The organism is Paenibacillus taichungensis (assembly GCF_013359905.1).
GTDB lineage: Bacteria > Bacillota > Bacilli > Paenibacillales > Paenibacillaceae > Paenibacillus > Paenibacillus taichungensis.
Map to the genome: position 1 here is coordinate 542231 of NZ_JABMCC010000112.1, position 14678 is coordinate 556908.

Annotated in this window: 16 protein-coding genes; 1 reads left to right on the forward strand and 15 read right to left on the reverse strand. The window is 46.5% G+C overall.

Going from position 1 to position 14678, the window contains the following annotated elements; all coding sequences use genetic code 11:
- From aroC to mtrB, 10 genes are all read right to left on the reverse strand, one after another.
- The gene (aroC, locus tag HP548_RS18550) at positions 1 to 1170 is read right to left on the reverse strand and encodes a chorismate synthase (protein ID WP_175382477.1); all 1170 of its coding nucleotides are present in this window, start codon (positions 1168 to 1170) and stop codon (positions 1 to 3) included.
- Positions 1171 to 1416: 246 nt separating this feature from the next.
- Positions 1417 to 2211, reverse strand: coding sequence for a CheR family methyltransferase (locus HP548_RS18555; RefSeq protein ID WP_076288938.1), 795 nt, complete (start codon positions 2209 to 2211; stop codon positions 1417 to 1419).
- 24 nt (positions 2212 to 2235) lie between these two features.
- Positions 2236 to 2679: a nucleoside-diphosphate kinase gene (ndk, locus tag HP548_RS18560; RefSeq protein ID WP_063566769.1), complete on the reverse strand. Its 444-nt coding sequence runs from the start codon at positions 2677 to 2679 to the stop codon at positions 2236 to 2238.
- A gap of 191 nt (positions 2680 to 2870) precedes the next feature.
- Entirely contained in the window at positions 2871 to 3845 is a 975-nt protein-coding gene (locus tag HP548_RS18565) for a polyprenyl synthetase family protein (RefSeq protein WP_053780687.1), read from the reverse strand.
- A gap of 339 nt (positions 3846 to 4184) precedes the next feature.
- On the reverse strand, positions 4185 to 4802 hold the full coding sequence (locus HP548_RS18570; protein ID WP_175382478.1) for a UbiX family flavin prenyltransferase: 618 nt from the start codon (positions 4800 to 4802) through the stop codon (positions 4185 to 4187).
- Positions 4803 to 4804: 2 nt separating this feature from the next.
- The gene (locus tag HP548_RS18575; protein WP_076288937.1) at positions 4805 to 5671 is read right to left on the reverse strand and encodes a UbiA-like polyprenyltransferase; all 867 of its coding nucleotides are present in this window, start codon (positions 5669 to 5671) and stop codon (positions 4805 to 4807) included.
- Positions 5664 to 6392 (reverse strand): demethylmenaquinone methyltransferase, encoded by a 729-nt coding sequence (locus HP548_RS18580; RefSeq protein WP_076288936.1) that lies wholly within the window; start codon positions 6390 to 6392, stop codon positions 5664 to 5666. Before HP548_RS18580 ends, HP548_RS18575 begins: the two co-directional genes overlap by 8 nt.
- 15 nt (positions 6393 to 6407) lie before the next feature.
- Complete coding sequence (locus HP548_RS18585; RefSeq protein WP_175382479.1) at positions 6408 to 7271, reverse strand: heptaprenyl diphosphate synthase component 1; 864 nt, start codon at positions 7269 to 7271, stop codon at positions 6408 to 6410.
- A 101-nt stretch (positions 7272 to 7372) separates the two neighbouring features.
- Positions 7373 to 7924, reverse strand: coding sequence for a hypothetical protein (locus HP548_RS18590; RefSeq protein ID WP_175382480.1), 552 nt, complete (start codon positions 7922 to 7924; stop codon positions 7373 to 7375).
- 98 nt (positions 7925 to 8022) lie between these two features.
- Positions 8023 to 8244, reverse strand: coding sequence for a trp RNA-binding attenuation protein MtrB (gene mtrB, locus HP548_RS18595; protein WP_024630669.1), 222 nt, complete (start codon positions 8242 to 8244; stop codon positions 8023 to 8025).
- A 147-nt stretch (positions 8245 to 8391) separates the two neighbouring features.
- Between mtrB and HP548_RS18600 the strand changes: the two genes are divergently transcribed.
- A complete protein-coding gene (locus tag HP548_RS18600) occupies positions 8392 to 8553 on the forward strand; it encodes a hypothetical protein (protein ID WP_175382481.1) in 162 nt (53 codons plus the stop codon).
- 66 nt (positions 8554 to 8619) lie between these two features.
- Here HP548_RS18600 and HP548_RS18605 read toward each other — a convergent pair whose 3' ends face one another.
- The 5 genes from HP548_RS18605 to spoIVA form a co-directional block, all read right to left on the reverse strand.
- Positions 8620 to 8892 (reverse strand): HU family DNA-binding protein, encoded by a 273-nt coding sequence (locus tag HP548_RS18605; protein ID WP_024630670.1) that lies wholly within the window; start codon positions 8890 to 8892, stop codon positions 8620 to 8622.
- Between the two features lie 220 nt (positions 8893 to 9112).
- Entirely contained in the window at positions 9113 to 10099 is a 987-nt protein-coding gene (locus tag HP548_RS18610) for an ABC transporter permease (RefSeq protein ID WP_063566763.1), read from the reverse strand.
- The gene (locus HP548_RS18615; RefSeq protein WP_175382482.1) at positions 10096 to 11613 is read right to left on the reverse strand and encodes a sugar ABC transporter ATP-binding protein; all 1518 of its coding nucleotides are present in this window, start codon (positions 11611 to 11613) and stop codon (positions 10096 to 10098) included. Before HP548_RS18615 ends, HP548_RS18610 begins: the two co-directional genes overlap by 4 nt.
- Positions 11614 to 11719: 106 nt before the next feature.
- On the reverse strand, positions 11720 to 12817 hold the full coding sequence (locus HP548_RS18620) for a sugar ABC transporter substrate-binding protein (protein ID WP_076288932.1): 1098 nt from the start codon (positions 12815 to 12817) through the stop codon (positions 11720 to 11722).
- A gap of 217 nt (positions 12818 to 13034) precedes the next feature.
- Positions 13035 to 14513, reverse strand: coding sequence for a stage IV sporulation protein A (gene spoIVA / locus HP548_RS18625; RefSeq protein WP_076288931.1), 1479 nt, complete (start codon positions 14511 to 14513; stop codon positions 13035 to 13037).
- Positions 14514 to 14678 lie beyond the last annotated feature (165 nt).

The following is a 14678-nucleotide window of genomic DNA, read 5'->3' on the forward strand; positions in this document are numbered from 1 at the left end:
TTAGTAATTCTCCAGTTGATTATTGTAGTTAGCAAAGTTAGCGCGAATTTCCTCCATGGAGTCTCCGCCAAATTTCTCAAGGAAAGCTTTTGCAATTTCCCAGGCTACCACATGCTCCATTACGACGCTAGCTGCCGGAACAGCACATGCATCAGAACGCTCAACCTGGGCTGTAAATGCTTCTTTTGTATCGATATCCACACTTTGAAGCGGTTTGTACAACGTAGGAATAGGTTTCATAACCCCACGTACCACAACTGGCATACCGTTAGTCATTCCGCCCTCGAATCCGCCCAAACGGTTGGTAGCTCGGTGATAACCACGCTCTTCACTATGCATGATTTCATCATGCACCTGAGAACCACGAATCGTTCCAGCTTCGAACCCAATACCAATTTCCACACCCTTGAATGCGTTAATGGACATTACACCCTGAGCAATCCGTGCATCCAGTTTGCGGTCATACTGTACGTGACTACCAAGCCCTACAGGCACACCTTCAACGATACATTCCACGATTCCACCGATGGAGTCGCCTTCCTGCTTGATCTGATCAATGTAGGCTTCCATCTTTTTCTCGGTTTCAGCATCGGTTACACGTACGGAAGAAGCTTCTGTCACTTCGATCAGTTCATCGATCGGCAGATCTTGATAAGGAGCTTCAATTTCTCCGATACGCAACACACGTCCAGCTACTTTGATTCCGAATTCAGCAAGGAATTGACGTGCAATAGCACCACATGCTACACGCACCGTTGTTTCACGGGCACTGGAACGCTCCAGTACATTACGCAAATCTTTCAGGTTATATTTGAGCCCACCATTCAAATCAGCATGTCCCGGACGTGGACGATGAACGCGACGTTTCTCTTCGTCACTGCCTTCAATCGGCTCAATATTCATAATATTCTGCCAGTGTTTCCAGTCATTATTTTGAACAACCAATGCTACAGGAGCACCTGTTGTATATCCGTGACGGATACCACCAACGAAATTGGCCTGATCCTTTTCAATTTGCATGCGACGTCCACGGCCATATCCTTTCTGGCGGCGGTGAAGTTGAAAATTCAGTTCTTCAAAGTCAATATTCAGATTGCTTGGCAATCCTTCAATAATTGCGGTTAATTGGGGTCCGTGCGTCTCCCCTGCGGTTAAATAGCGTAAACTCATAATACGTTCCCCCTTTAAACTGTTAAACTTCACATTGCTAAAATCCCATAATTTCTTTGCTTATTATAGTATAGCTGACCGGCTTTGACAAGAAAACTGGTCGTTTCTTATCCTAAACTGGATTGGACTCGAATGGTGATTGATTGAGATGTCGACGACTGTGAGAAGTATCCATTCATTCATTATGCAAATAACCGCCTGGACACATATACATGTGCACGCCAGACGGTTATGAAATAATTAAAATTATTTTTTGCGATAAAAGAATGTTTCCGCTGTCTCCAGACCATATTGTCCCGGGGAAAAAATCTGTTCCGTACTGCCCACGAACAAAATACCACCTGGACGCAAACTTGTTGCAAACTTGTGATACAACAGGTTTTTGGCTTCCTCTGTAAAATAGATCATGACATTACGACACACAATCAGATCATATCCTTCGTCAAAACGATCCAGTAACAGATTTTGCTTCATGAACTTAACTGAACTTTTCAGTTGTTCATCAATACGGTACACCAAGCCATCCTGCTTGAAGTATCGATTGGCTGTTTCCTTCGGAACATCTTTAAGCGAGCGTTCCATATAACGCCCTTCCTTGGCTTTAGCGAGAGCACCTTCATCCAAGTCACTTGCCGTAATGGAGCTTCCCTTAAGAATGCCCATCGTGTCCAGAATCATCGCTAGCGTGTACGGTTCTTCGCCTGTAGAACAAGCGGCACTCCACACTTTAACGCCACGCTTCGGACCTAGTAACTCAGGCAGGATTTCATCCCGCAGTACTTCCCAGCGATTAGGGTTACGCCAAAATTCCGAGACGTTAATGGTCATGCGATCCAGAAACTCATAAAACAAGGACTTGTCCTTTTGCATGGCATCAAAAAAGATAGAAAACGTATGAAATCCGTTTTTGTTACGAAGTGTGGTCAGCCGTCTTTTCATCTGGCCTTCCTTGTATTGAGCAAGATCAATGCCTGTGCTCTCTTTGATTTTCCGAATAAATCCAGCGTAATCCGGGTCTAGTAGTTGTTCCTGCTCCAGCATCGTATCACCCTTCTGGCTAAAAAATTACAACCAGGCTGCGATGCTCTTGTCGTACGTTACCAGCTCATCCGGAGTAAAGAAGTTTGCTGCTTCACGAGTGGCGCTTTCCGGTGAATCCGCCCCATGAATCAGATTATGCGGTGTGTGGCTGGCGAAATCTCCGCGAATTGTACCCGGAGCCGCTTCCTTCACATTGGTTTTCCCGATTACGATGCGCGCAAGTGCCACGATGTCGTCACCTTCCCAGACCATAGCAAATACAGGTCCAGATGTGATAAAACGAACCAGATCATCGAAGAACGGTTTCCCCTCATGTTCAGCATAATGGCGTTTGGCCTGATCTTCAGACATCTGCACCAGCTTGCCTGCCACCAACTTAAACCCTTTGTCTTCCAGACGGCTAACGATACGCCCTATCAATCCACGCTGCACACCATCCGGCTTCACCATCAAAAATGTACGATCCATAGGCTCACTCCTCACTCACGGTTCAAAGTTATTTCATTATGTAAACGCAATCCCTTTGATTGTAACATACATGTCCAAATCCTCCCAATGAGGAATATCACATGAATGTTATTTTTGAGTAAGAGACAGCTACACGAGGAACTGCATTCATGAAAAGATGCCCGTCCATAGCAGTCTAATGTTCAAACATATTAATGCGTACGTTTGACCACAAAATGAGCGATATCACGCAAGTTTTTGGTGGTCTTGATGTTAGGTAGTTGATCCAGAGCATCGAGCGCTTTCTTCATATATCGGTCAGCCAGGGCTTCTGCTTTAGCAATTCCTTGACTTTGGCGAATCATGCCAATTGCATCGGATGCACTCGCCCGTCCCTCCTCGTGCTGAACGCGGGTTATCTCCTCCAGCAATGGTTCACGCAAATTAGGTTCCTGCAATGCATAAAGTACAGGCAGCGTGATATTTCCCTGCTTCATATCACTCCCTGGAGGCTTGCCCAATTGCTTCTCGGTACCAACCAGATCAAGTACATCATCTTGTATCTGGAACGCCATACCCACGTTGTAACCATAGGTGTACAGCAACGAAGATACATGTTCCGGCGCACGAGTAGCAAGCGCCCCCAGCTGGCAGCTGACAGCAATAAGAAGCGCCGTTTTGCGACGAATTCGTAAGAGATAGTTACGTACACTTTGTCCCGTATTGAAAAAGTCCCGAATTTGCTCCATTTCACCAATGGACATCTGCACCATCGCTTTGGCCAGAATACGGTGTATCGCCGGATCGGATAGGCCCGCAGTCATCTCAAGCGCCTTGCCGTAAATGTAATCTCCGGTGTACATGGCAATCCGATTATCCCATTTGGACTTCACCGTTGGTTTACCTCTTCGTGTCGCGGCATTATCAATAACATCATCGTGAACCAGTGAAGCCGAATGAATTAGTTCCAACGGAACCGCTACCAGCTTCAGACGTTCAATATCGTATGTACCAAATTTCCCACCGAGTAACACAAATACCGGACGCAAACGCTTACCCCCTGCCTTGAGCAGGTGAAGTGACGTTTCACTTAGCAGCTTCTGTTCTCCCTGAACACTGCGATACAACTCTTTTTCAATGTAGTCCATGTCTTTTTTTAACAATCCGAAAATATCCAATAGTTTCATTCGTTCACCCGTGTCAGCGTATTGTCAGTCCATAAATCCATGCTTACCTTCCCCTCCAGCAAGTCGGGCCTGCAGGCATAACGAAAAACCAGGGCTTGCCTTTCCTGCTTGTGTTCTTCTGAGACGTACTACTCTTCTTCGAATGTCAAGGCCGACATCCGGGAATTAAACTCTGCGACTTGTTCTGAAACATAAGTACAGAAGTTGCCGGAGCATGGGTCAAGGCTGTGGTTCCATCCAAAGGTCGCCATCAGCGCTCACCAATACCCCGGGATTGGGGGACAACAAATTGCCCCTGCAATTCGGTCAGCAGATTCAAAATTGCAGGAAGCTAAGAAGTTATCCCCGTTCATCCGGTTCTCCCCATCTGGTAAACAGTTGATGCGGGATGCGCAGACTATCAAGCACTTTACCCACCAGAAATAGAATCAACTCGTCCATCGTTTGGGGTTTGTAATAAAAAGCAGGCATGGCTGGTATCATTCGGACACCAAGCCGTGAGAGCTTCAGCATGTTTTCCAGATGGATTGCATGCAGTGGCGTCTCACGTGGCACCAAAATCAGCGTTCTTCCCTCTTTCATCATGACATCTGCAGCCCGGGACATTAGATTGTCCGACGAACCTTGTGCAATGGATGAAAGAGTACCCATGGAGCACGGCATTATAATCATGCCTTCTGCCAAGAAAGAACCACTTGCGATGGAGGCACCAATATCACTAACGGGATGATAGATCAGGGAACCCGCACGGCCGCCGAATTTTTCTCCCAGCACACGGTCCCGATTCGTAACATCCCAGTCCATTTCTTCTTTTAATACACGCCACCCGGCATTGGAGATCACCAGATGCACGGTGTATTCAAGATCAAGCAGCGTTTCAATTAATCTGATGCCATATATACTTCCACTGGCCCCGGTAATTCCGACAACTAGTCGTTTATTGTCCGGCTGCTGCATCTTTATTTCACCGCCAGATCAATTAAAGTAAATGTAAATACAACCAGACTTAGCACACTGTTCATTGTAAAGAATGCGGTCTGCACGCGGCTCATGTCATTTGGCGATACAATATAGTGTTCATAGAAGAGGATACCATAAGTAATTAGCATTCCGGCACCATACCACCAGCTCAGATCAGTCAACAATAACAAAGCAAGAAAACCGATTGCGGTAATCACGTGGAAGAACTTTGCGATCTGCAATGATTTGTTAAGACCAAAACGGGAAGGTATGGAATGAAGACCCTCTCCCTGATCAAAATCCAGATCCTGACATGCATAGATGATATCGAACCCTGCAGTCCAGAACACAATCGTAACGTACAGTACAATCGCTGTCCAATCCATCGTACCCGTTACCGCTACCCAACCCCCCAGTGGAGCCAGACCAATGGTCATACCGAGCACTATGTGGCACAACCAGGTGAAACGTTTGGTATATGAATACAATACCAGCATAAATACAGCTATCGGCAACAGCTGCATGGATAACACGTTAAGGTTGGATGAAGCCCAGAACAAGAGCACAAATGATACTATGATAAAAATAACGACCTCACCGTTTTTCAACAAACCGGCAGGAATTGCTCTCATTGCGGTACGTGGATTTTTCTTGTCTATGGCTTGGTCAATCATGCGGTTTAAGCCAAAAGCAGCACTTCTTGCACCAATCATAGCCAGTAATACCCACATTATCTGCATCCAGGTCGGGAATGTATCATTCACTACCATGGAACCGAGAATGGCCCCCATAAATGCAAAAGGTAACGCGAAAAGCGTATGTTCAATCTTAATCATTTCTAAAAAGATGCGAATTTTCCTAAACATGCTGATTCTCCTTGGTTCCAATATGCAATGCCGCAATACCTCCGGTCAGAGGATAGGCCTGCACTTGCTTTAATCCGGTTTCTGCAAAAATGTCGGCCAGTTCCTTCCTCCCTGGAAAAAGTGCCAGTGAGTCCGGCAGCCATTTATACTGCTCATAACGTTTGGCAAACAATTTGGCAATGTTCGGTAATAGTTGTTCGAAATAAAAATAATAAATAGCTTTAAATGGTTGCCATGTCGGCTTAGACAACTCCAGACAAACTACCATGCCTCCCGGTTTCACTACACGCTTCATCTCTGACAGAACTTGTCTGAGATCAGGTACATTGCGAAGTCCAAATCCAATGGTGACATAATCAAATGAATTGTCTTCAAAGGGAAGTGACATCGCATTGCCTTGAACCAGCGTGATCTGTTTCTGACGGTTTACAGCATCAACTTTGGTCTGTCCAACTTCCAGCATATTGCTGCTAAAATCAAGTCCATGCATGTGACCCGTTTCACTTGCTTGGGCCATGGCAAGTGTCCAGTCACACGTGCCGCAGCACAAATCGAGACCGGTATCGCCTTTGGACATATTCATTTTCTTCATGGTAAATTTACGCCAAGCTTTGTGCCTGCGGAAACTCAGAATATCATTCATGACGTCATATTTACCAGCTATACTCTGAAAAACAGAATGGACAAATTCTTCTTTAGGTTTGGTCTCTCCGCTCCCCATTCGTCTGTCTCCCCCTCAATCTTCCCTAACTGCCGCATGTGAAGGCTGCAAATACGTCAGGTAAGGCTCCAGGATTGCATTAATCTCATGCAGGCCCAGTTGATCTTCCTCGTCTTGCAGCAACAGTTGTATACGGTGTGTACACTCACGAAGCTTGTCCAGCAAAAACTCGCCGATCCGATACTTCAGCACCATACCGCTCCATGCTCTTGTATCCGGCTCGGGCTGACGCAGCATTTTTCGCTCATCGTCATTACCGTACTCGTAAATATGCCAGAAAGCATAACTGTGATAAAACCTCTGTTCGTCATTCATCCGACGCAGCTCTTCCATAATTGCTTCGCAGTAGCTGAATTCGGCCAACAGGTCGTTCCATAGCGATGCTTCGTTATCACGGATCATGCCTGTAAAAGAAAGAAACAGCTGCATCTTCAGCTGTACTGTTTCACGCAAGTATTCTTCAGCCGAAACGAGAAGCTTTTTCATCCGTTCATACAGCGTCATCTTGCGTGCATTCACTTCGGATACAGCACCACTAAGTTTACCGATCATTTCAATTTTACCTGCATGGGCAAGTAACTGATAGAAACGACTACTGAAATAATCTCCGGCAAGCACGTTCAGCTGGCGTGAACGCATCTCCAGTTCTCTACGCTCTCCGGATATCGTATCGATTCGATCATGCGTATCCATGGCCAACTGAACGAGCGAGGTTGCGAGAGCGTATAGCTCATCATGCACCTTTTCGTCTGTGCGGCCCACAAATACCTGCAGCAGACGAGCCCGGCTATCCGGAAATGATGGGATTTCCGTATGTTGTCGAATCATGTCGTAATCCGTATATTTCTTTGCTAGTTGGGGTACGCGATATGAATTCATTCTCAGCCTCCGAGCCTTTACATTGTTAAACCATTTCTGCACTACAATCTTATATATTATAGCATATGTTTATCGGGCACGCACTGAATCATGCTATTCTATTACCCCTGACTTGACATTTCGAATTGCTTCTTCCAAAGTTCGGTCTCCATCATGTGAAACCAGTCCTTTAATTCGTCCGAGAGGATCGGACTTTTCCAGTCTCGAAGCGTTTCGATTGCATACATTGGCCATTCCCCACGCCGAAAATCGGCAGCGAGCAACAAATGTCTTTTATGAAGCCATTCATCTTCTGCCATAACACGCAGCATCACCTGTTCCACGTTATCCAGACTTCGAAATCCTAAATCTGCCACAGTAGCCATATTACCATAGATTTCGGTGTAACTTGTGCTGGTTCCGGTAACCTTTAGATCAAGTGTCAAAATGGATTGTTTCCACTCCACCCTGGCAATGGGTGTCGATAATTTCATGGTGCTCAGCACGTCCACCAGATTGTCTTCTGTTAGCTGGACGGGATGCTGCGCCGCAGAAACGGGTTGTACGTTTTCACCGCCCAAGGTACGCATATGTAAGGTTTGTATGGCAACAAGCAGAAGGACCGCCGCAACCGTTGCCAGCAGTGAAGCAGTCACGATCATCCGCGGTTTCATAAATGCCTCCCTGCCCTTACCTATTAGTGTAGTCTGTCCGGTAAAGGCTCATACCTCATTGTACAATGAAAAAAAGCAGGCTATGCCTGCAATTTTCATTATTCCGACTGAATCTGTCCATGCTTCGTAATCAGCGTGGCTTTTCCACGGATTTTAATGGCGGAAGTATGATTGGTAAACTGGGCAAACATGACTTCTCCCTTATCCAGCTTCTCCGTATGGTGGAAGCGGGTATCCTGACCTCGGGTTAAGCCGATCACCTGAACACCGTTCTCCTCCGCCTTAATTACGATATAATCACTGCCGGTTGGATGATCCATCACGCACATCCCCTCTCCTTGTTCAATAGCGTTAATGATGATAAATATTGTTTCATTTGTCAACCAGCCCTTATGTGGATGGAGCGCAATAATCTTTTACTCCCAGGTCATACTACAAGTGATCCTGCCACAGAAAGGAGAGTTTATATGAAGTACATTCCCGCAGCACTAACAGACGAGCATATTCACCAGTTAAAAGAAACCGAACAGCATATGTCCGCAGCAGCTGGAGAAGAGCTTATTCTGATTGCCTATGCACAGCAACCGGATGATCCGGAATCGCAAGATGGCAGGAAGAAAAATAATTAAAGGACAAAAGAAAAGGCCGTGAACAAGTCACGGTCTTTTTGTCGACATATGGAATATGTAGAAATCTTATTTAATTCCGTCTTTGAGCGCTTTACCTGGTTTGAATGCAGGAATTTTGCTCGCAGGAATTTCGATTTCTTCACCTGTTTGCGGGTTGCGTCCTTTACGTGCAGAGCGCTCGCGAACTTCGAAGTTCCCAAAACCAACCAATTGTACTTTGTCTCCGCTTTGAAGAGCCTCAGAGATTGCTTCGAATACGGCATCAACCGCTTTCGTTACATCCTTTTTGGACAATTCAGTAGCTTCGGACACGTGTGTAATCAAGTCTGATTTGTTCATTTGTTTTTTCACCTCCTGAATCAATGTCCTGAATGTTATACTGTGTTTCCGTTTTATAGCGAAATATACGTTCATACACAAAAAATCTACGTACATCTTGAGCGTGATGAACAGAAATCTCGGCCTGCGGTCAACAGTCATTTCTGGCAGAATGTCGCCTGAAACAAAGGTTGTTTCAGACGCCGAACAAATTTTATACTAATACAGACAGCACACAATTTCAAGTGCGGTTGCGGTTTAACACGTAAAATGTAACCGCTAGGGCAAGCACGAGCACCCCACCTTTTACAATATCATGCGTGAAATATTGAACATTCATCATAGTCAGACCGTTCACCAGAACACCAATCAGAACCGAACCGATGAATGTTCCGATCACGTTTGGTTTACCTGCACCAAATACGGAGAATCCGACAAACACAGCAGCCACGGATTCCATTAACAACGGTGATCCCGCATCTATTTGCCCTGAACCTACTTTGGATGCATAGATAATACCGCCGATTGCAGCAAACACTCCAGCAGCTACATAAGCGAGTGTACGCACCTTTTTCACCTTGATACCGGATAGGCGTGCCGCTTCTTCATTGCCCCCCGTAACGTACATCTGGCGCCCATACTTCGTATAGGTCAAAAAGATATGCACACCGATAACCGCAATGAGCAGCAGGATGACCGAAATCGGCATTCCCAGCCATTTTCCCTGCCCAAGCTGCAGAAATGTGGGGTCCATCTCTCCGGCAGCCTTGCTTCCGTCAGGAAACTGCATATGGTTATAGATCGTGTATCCTTGAGCATACGTTTTATGAATTCCACCGATAATGTACATCGTGGCAAGTGTAGCGAGCAGATCCGGGATACGCAGTTTCACAATGAGTAAGGAATTAAGCCAACCAATCACAGCCCCAATAATTAGTGGGACGATAATGACAACTGCCAGCGGCTGCTGATACCAAATCATCAATGAAGCAGTAACGACAGTAGTTAACGAGACGGTAGCCCCCACCGAGAGGTCAAATCCATCAACAATGAGAGATAAGGTAACACCAATCGCCACAAATGTCACGATAGAGATTGAACCCAAAATATCGGTCAAGTTACTGTATGTGAAGAAATAAGGCAATTTAATACCGAAAAATGCTATAACACCAATAATAACGATAATTGCGCCATAACGGAACGCAAAATCCAATGATTTATCCTTCATGCTCCCACCTCTTGTCCACCGCTTGCATAGTATAGCAGCTGTTCTTGGTTAGTCTCGCCCCGTTTGAATTCCTTTACGATAGTTCCTTCACACATGACTGCAATTCGATCACCAATGCCCAATCCTTCATCCAGTTCACACGTGAAATAGATAACAGCTTTACCCGCCAAAGCCAGTTCGTTAATGATGCGAAAGATGTCACTTTTGGCGCCGATATCCACACCTTTTGTCGGCTCATCAAAGATAAAGACGTCTGCGTCCGCATTCAGCCATTTGCCAATGGCCACCTTTTGCTGATTGCCACCGCTTAAATACTTCACTTCCTGCCGCACTGACGATGTTTTGATACCGAGCTGCTGCACCAAAGATTCCGCATTCTCGCGCTCTCGCTTTCGACTTACAAAGCCCAATTTACTAAGACGTCCAAGCAATGGCAGGCTCAAATTCCGTTCTACGTTTTCCTCAATTAGAATCCCCTGTTTCCGCCGTTCCTCAGGCACGGAAACAATGCCCTGAGCCGCAGCATCAGCTGGTTGGGAAAGACGAAGTTCACGATTGTTAAGCCGAATCTCTCCACTCTCCAGCCGATCTGCACCAATCAACAAGCGGGAACATTCCGTTTTCCCCGCACCTACAAGCCCTACCACAGCAAGCACTTCGCCTCGACGAACAGACAGGTCCACGCCCTTGACCCGGACTCCACGCCGAAGTCCTCTTGCTTCCAGCAACACTTCACCTACCGGAGCTTCTGTTTTGGGAAACTCTTCCTCAAATGGTTTTCCGAGCATCTGCGTCACCAGATCATTGATCGTAAGCTCTTTTGCCTCACCCGTGAACACATGTTGTCCATCTCTCATAACGGTAACGCGGTCACAGTGACTTGTAACTTCAGGAAGACGGTGCGTAATAAAAATACATGCCACTCCGCGTTCTTTCAATAAATGAACGATTCGAAAAAAAGCATCCGTTTCTTCTTGGCTCAGCGGTGCAGTTGGTTCATCAAAAATAATGACCTTGGCATCCTGAATCAGGATACGTGCGAGCAGAATCATCTGCTTCTCCGCGAGTGTCAGGTCGGCTACTTTTTTGTGAACCGATATAGCCGCTCCTAATTGCTGCAAAGCTTCAGCCGCACGCTGTTGCAGTTTCCGCGGGCTTTTCCACCAACCTCCACTCGGCGACGCCAATTGATCCAGCATAATGTTCTCGGCAGCTGTCAATTGTGGAACTAGCGCAGCATCCACTTCCTGGTACACACAGTGAATTCCACTCGCTTTAGCATCTCCTGGTGAATTCAGATGAATTGTTTGCCCACTTAATTGAATGGTGCCCTGATCCAGTTGATAGGCACCAGATAGAATTTTCATCAATGTGCTCTTGCCGGCACCATTCGCACCAAGCAGCGCATGAATTTCCCCGCCTTTCACGGAGAACTCCACGTCTTTCAGTGCAGGAATACCTGCAAACTGCTTGTGGATATGTTTCATTTGAAGCAGAATCGGTGCAGTACTCATGACGCCAACCTCCAATCGCTCCCTACGGGAGTATCACTTTTCTCATGTAGTTTTTTCATCATGGTTGGAAAAAGCGCGCCTTGTGGCGCGCCTCCGTTACGCTGTTTTATTTAGCAGTAACTCCGTATTCCGACATCCAATCCTTGATTCCCTGTGTACTTCCTCCCCAGCCCTCAACATACTCGGACAGCTCTGAAGTGGAGATTTGTTTGTCTGGCAGCGCATCGCGCTGTACATAAACCGGGTTGAGAACCACTTGATCCTCTGTCTCATCCCCATTCAGCTTCTGGTACGCATAACGAACCTGAACACGTCCAATGTCTGTTGGATCAACCGCTGCGGAAGCTACCCAAGGGTTTTTCGGATCCTGGATCATCTGCAAATCTTCATCACTCATGTCAATACCATATACCTTGATCTCATCACGTCCTGCTTGCTGAATGGCACGTGCTGCACCTTTAGCGAACTCATCCCAAGCAGTCCATACCGCCGTGATTTCACCTTTTGGATATTGTTTCAAAATCGCTTCCATTTTGGCTTGTGTATCCAGTGCTGGATTCTGTGCTGAACCAAACGTTGCAATCTCCTTAATGTCCGGGTTTTCTTTCAGGAACTTGCCATAAGCAATTTGACGACGTTCCATTGGTGCAAAACCGGCTACCCATACTTTTACGATATTGCCTTGTCCGTTAATATCTTTTTTCATTTGCTCCAGCGTAAGCTCAGCCATCTTCTGATCATCCTGGGACAACACTGTTGCTCCCGGAACGCTAATGTCTGCATCGAACACAACAACCGGAATGTTTTGTTCTACTGCCTTTTTCACGCCCGGCGTCAGCAAGGAATCCCCATGATCCGTTAGAATGGCATCGAATTTCTGGTTAATTGCGCTATCGAGCAACGATACCATTTTGGCTTTATCATTATCGGCGACAAACGTAGTCAGTTGTCCACCGAATTTTTCGATTTCTTCTTTAACCCCTTGCACATATTGCTGCGAGAACGTACCTGTGTTAAATTCCATAATCAGTGCAATTCGTTTTCCACTGAGTGGGCCTGTTACTGCTTCGGTTTGAGGCTTGTCCTCTGCTGCGCCGGAAGCTGTAGTTGAAGCAGGTTCTTTTTTAATTCCGCAAGCGGACAGCGCCAATGTAAATACAAGCAGCACACTCAACCATACCCATTTTGTGTTTTTCCCTCTCATCTCTTTCTCCCCCTGTTCACACTCTCTGTGATCTCGATCACAATAGTTGAATATTAATATAACGGCTAATCCCTAGTATGTAAATGGGTTTTAGTAATTTAAAGCTAAAACTCGCTAAGTTTTCATCCGAAACTAAAGTATCTTATCCAGTTCATCCAGAATCATGTAAATAAAACAAGAAAAAGACCGCGAGGGATACCCCTACGGCCTTTTGGAGTTACAGAATTATGGCGATTAATCCACCTGAACCTTCGTTAATGATACGTCCTAGTGTCTCTTGCAATTTGTATCGTGCGTTATCTGGCATCATCGCAATTTTACCCTGAATGCCTTCTCTCACGATGGAATGCAGCGAACGACCGAACATATCTGAATCCCATACCTTGATCGGATCGTTCTCGAAGTCCTGCATCAAGTATCTCACCAGTTCCTCACTTTGTTTTTCCGTTCCGATAATCGGTGCAAACTCCGATTCCACATCGACCCGGATCATGTGAATGGATGGTGCGGTTGCTTTCAGGCGGACGCCGAATTTGGTGCCCTGCCGGATGAGTTCTGGTTCATCCAGTGCCATCTCGGCGAGGGATGGAGCCGCGATGCCGTAGCCAGTCGTTTTGACCATCTCCAGCGCCTCAGCGAAGCGATCATACTCCCTCTTCGCATGGGAGAATTCCTGCATCAATTGCAGCAGATGATCTTTACCTCGAATTTCAATACCAACAACTTCCACGAGGATCTGATCATATAGTTCATCCGGTGCATACAGATCGATTTCTGCCACACCTTGCCCCATGTTCATACCACTCAGACCGGCTCGGTCGATGAATTCGTATTCCATGAACTGAGCAACTACCCGATCCACGTCACGCAATCTGCGGATATCCTTAACCGTATCGCGAACGGAATTTTCATAGTTGCTGCGCAGCCAGTGATTTTCATTCAGCACCATCACCCAGCTCGGCAAATTCACATTCACTTCATGTACAGGGAACTCATATAGCACTTCGCGAAGTACACCTGTCACATCATCTTCGGTCATTGTAGCTGCACTGAGTGTCATAACCGGAATGTCATACTTGGCAGCAAGCTCACTTCGCAACTGCAGCGCTTCTTCACTGCGAGGGCGAGTGGAGTTGATCACCAGTACAAACGGTTTGCCTACTTCCTTCAGTTCGGCTATAACGCGTTCCTCTGATTCCACATAGGAACTCCGGGCAATCTCAGCGATTGTGCCATCTGTTGTGACCACCACACCCAATGTGGAATGCTCCTGAATGACTTTGCGTGTACCAATTTCGGCAGCTTCCTGGAAAGGAATCGGTTCTTCGAACCAAGGTGTGGAGATCATGCGTGGTCCATTCTCATCCTCGTATCCCTTGGCTCCTTCCACTGCGTAACCTACACAATCCACAAGGCGCACATTGACATCAAGTCCCTCGGCGACTTTGATTTGAACCGCGTTATTCGGTACGAATTTTGGCTCCGTAGTCATGATTGTTTTGCCAGCTGCGCTCTGTGGCAGTTCATCAACTGCCCTCCCGCGGTCTGCCTCGTTTGTGATGTTTGGCAGTACAATCGTTTCCATGAAACGTTTGATAAATGTTGATTTACCTGTCCGGACTGCGCCGACAACCCCGAGATAGATATCCCCTCCGGTCCGCTCGGCAATGTCCTTAAAAATGTCCACTTTCTCCAATGAAATCCCCTCCCTAAATTACTCCGAAGGAAAAATGCTAAAGAGCATCCGCTTCGTTTTTTCAATCAGAAGACTGAAATCCCTGCAACGGTAGAGCCGCCTTTGTGAGTGCCCGGAAGTCGTCCGCCGCCGAACGTTGCATTCTGATGAAACCGGCGAAAGCGG

Excerpts from the sequence above, each read along its gene's own strand:
- aroC (WP_175382477.1), bottom strand. The coding sequence starts at position 1,170 with ATGAGTTTACGCTATTTAACCGCAGGGGAGACGCACGGACCCCAATTA.
- HP548_RS18555 (WP_076288938.1), bottom strand. The coding sequence starts at position 2,211 with ATGCTGGAGCAGGAACAACTACTAGACCCGGATTACGCTGGATTTATT.
- ndk (WP_063566769.1), bottom strand. The coding sequence starts at position 2,679 with ATGGATCGTACATTTTTGATGGTGAAGCCGGATGGTGTGCAGCGTGGA.
- HP548_RS18565 (WP_053780687.1), bottom strand. The coding sequence starts at position 3,845 with ATGAAACTATTGGATATTTTCGGATTGTTAAAAAAAGACATGGACTAC.
- HP548_RS18570 (WP_175382478.1), bottom strand. The coding sequence starts at position 4,802 with ATGCAGCAGCCGGACAATAAACGACTAGTTGTCGGAATTACCGGGGCC.
- HP548_RS18575 (WP_076288937.1), bottom strand. The coding sequence starts at position 5,671 with ATGTTTAGGAAAATTCGCATCTTTTTAGAAATGATTAAGATTGAACAT.
- HP548_RS18580 (WP_076288936.1), bottom strand. The coding sequence starts at position 6,392 with ATGGGGAGCGGAGAGACCAAACCTAAAGAAGAATTTGTCCATTCTGTT.
- HP548_RS18585 (WP_175382479.1), bottom strand. The coding sequence starts at position 7,271 with ATGAATTCATATCGCGTACCCCAACTAGCAAAGAAATATACGGATTAC.
- HP548_RS18590 (WP_175382480.1), bottom strand. The coding sequence starts at position 7,924 with ATGAAACCGCGGATGATCGTGACTGCTTCACTGCTGGCAACGGTTGCG.
- mtrB (WP_024630669.1), bottom strand. The coding sequence starts at position 8,244 with ATGGATCATCCAACCGGCAGTGATTATATCGTAATTAAGGCGGAGGAG.
- HP548_RS18600 (WP_175382481.1), top strand. The coding sequence starts at position 8,392 with ATGAAGTACATTCCCGCAGCACTAACAGACGAGCATATTCACCAGTTA.
- HP548_RS18605 (WP_024630670.1), bottom strand. The coding sequence starts at position 8,892 with ATGAACAAATCAGACTTGATTACACACGTGTCCGAAGCTACTGAATTG.
- HP548_RS18610 (WP_063566763.1), bottom strand. The coding sequence starts at position 10,099 with ATGAAGGATAAATCATTGGATTTTGCGTTCCGTTATGGCGCAATTATC.
- HP548_RS18615 (WP_175382482.1), bottom strand. The coding sequence starts at position 11,613 with ATGAGTACTGCACCGATTCTGCTTCAAATGAAACATATCCACAAGCAG.
- HP548_RS18620 (WP_076288932.1), bottom strand. The coding sequence starts at position 12,817 with ATGAGAGGGAAAAACACAAAATGGGTATGGTTGAGTGTGCTGCTTGTA.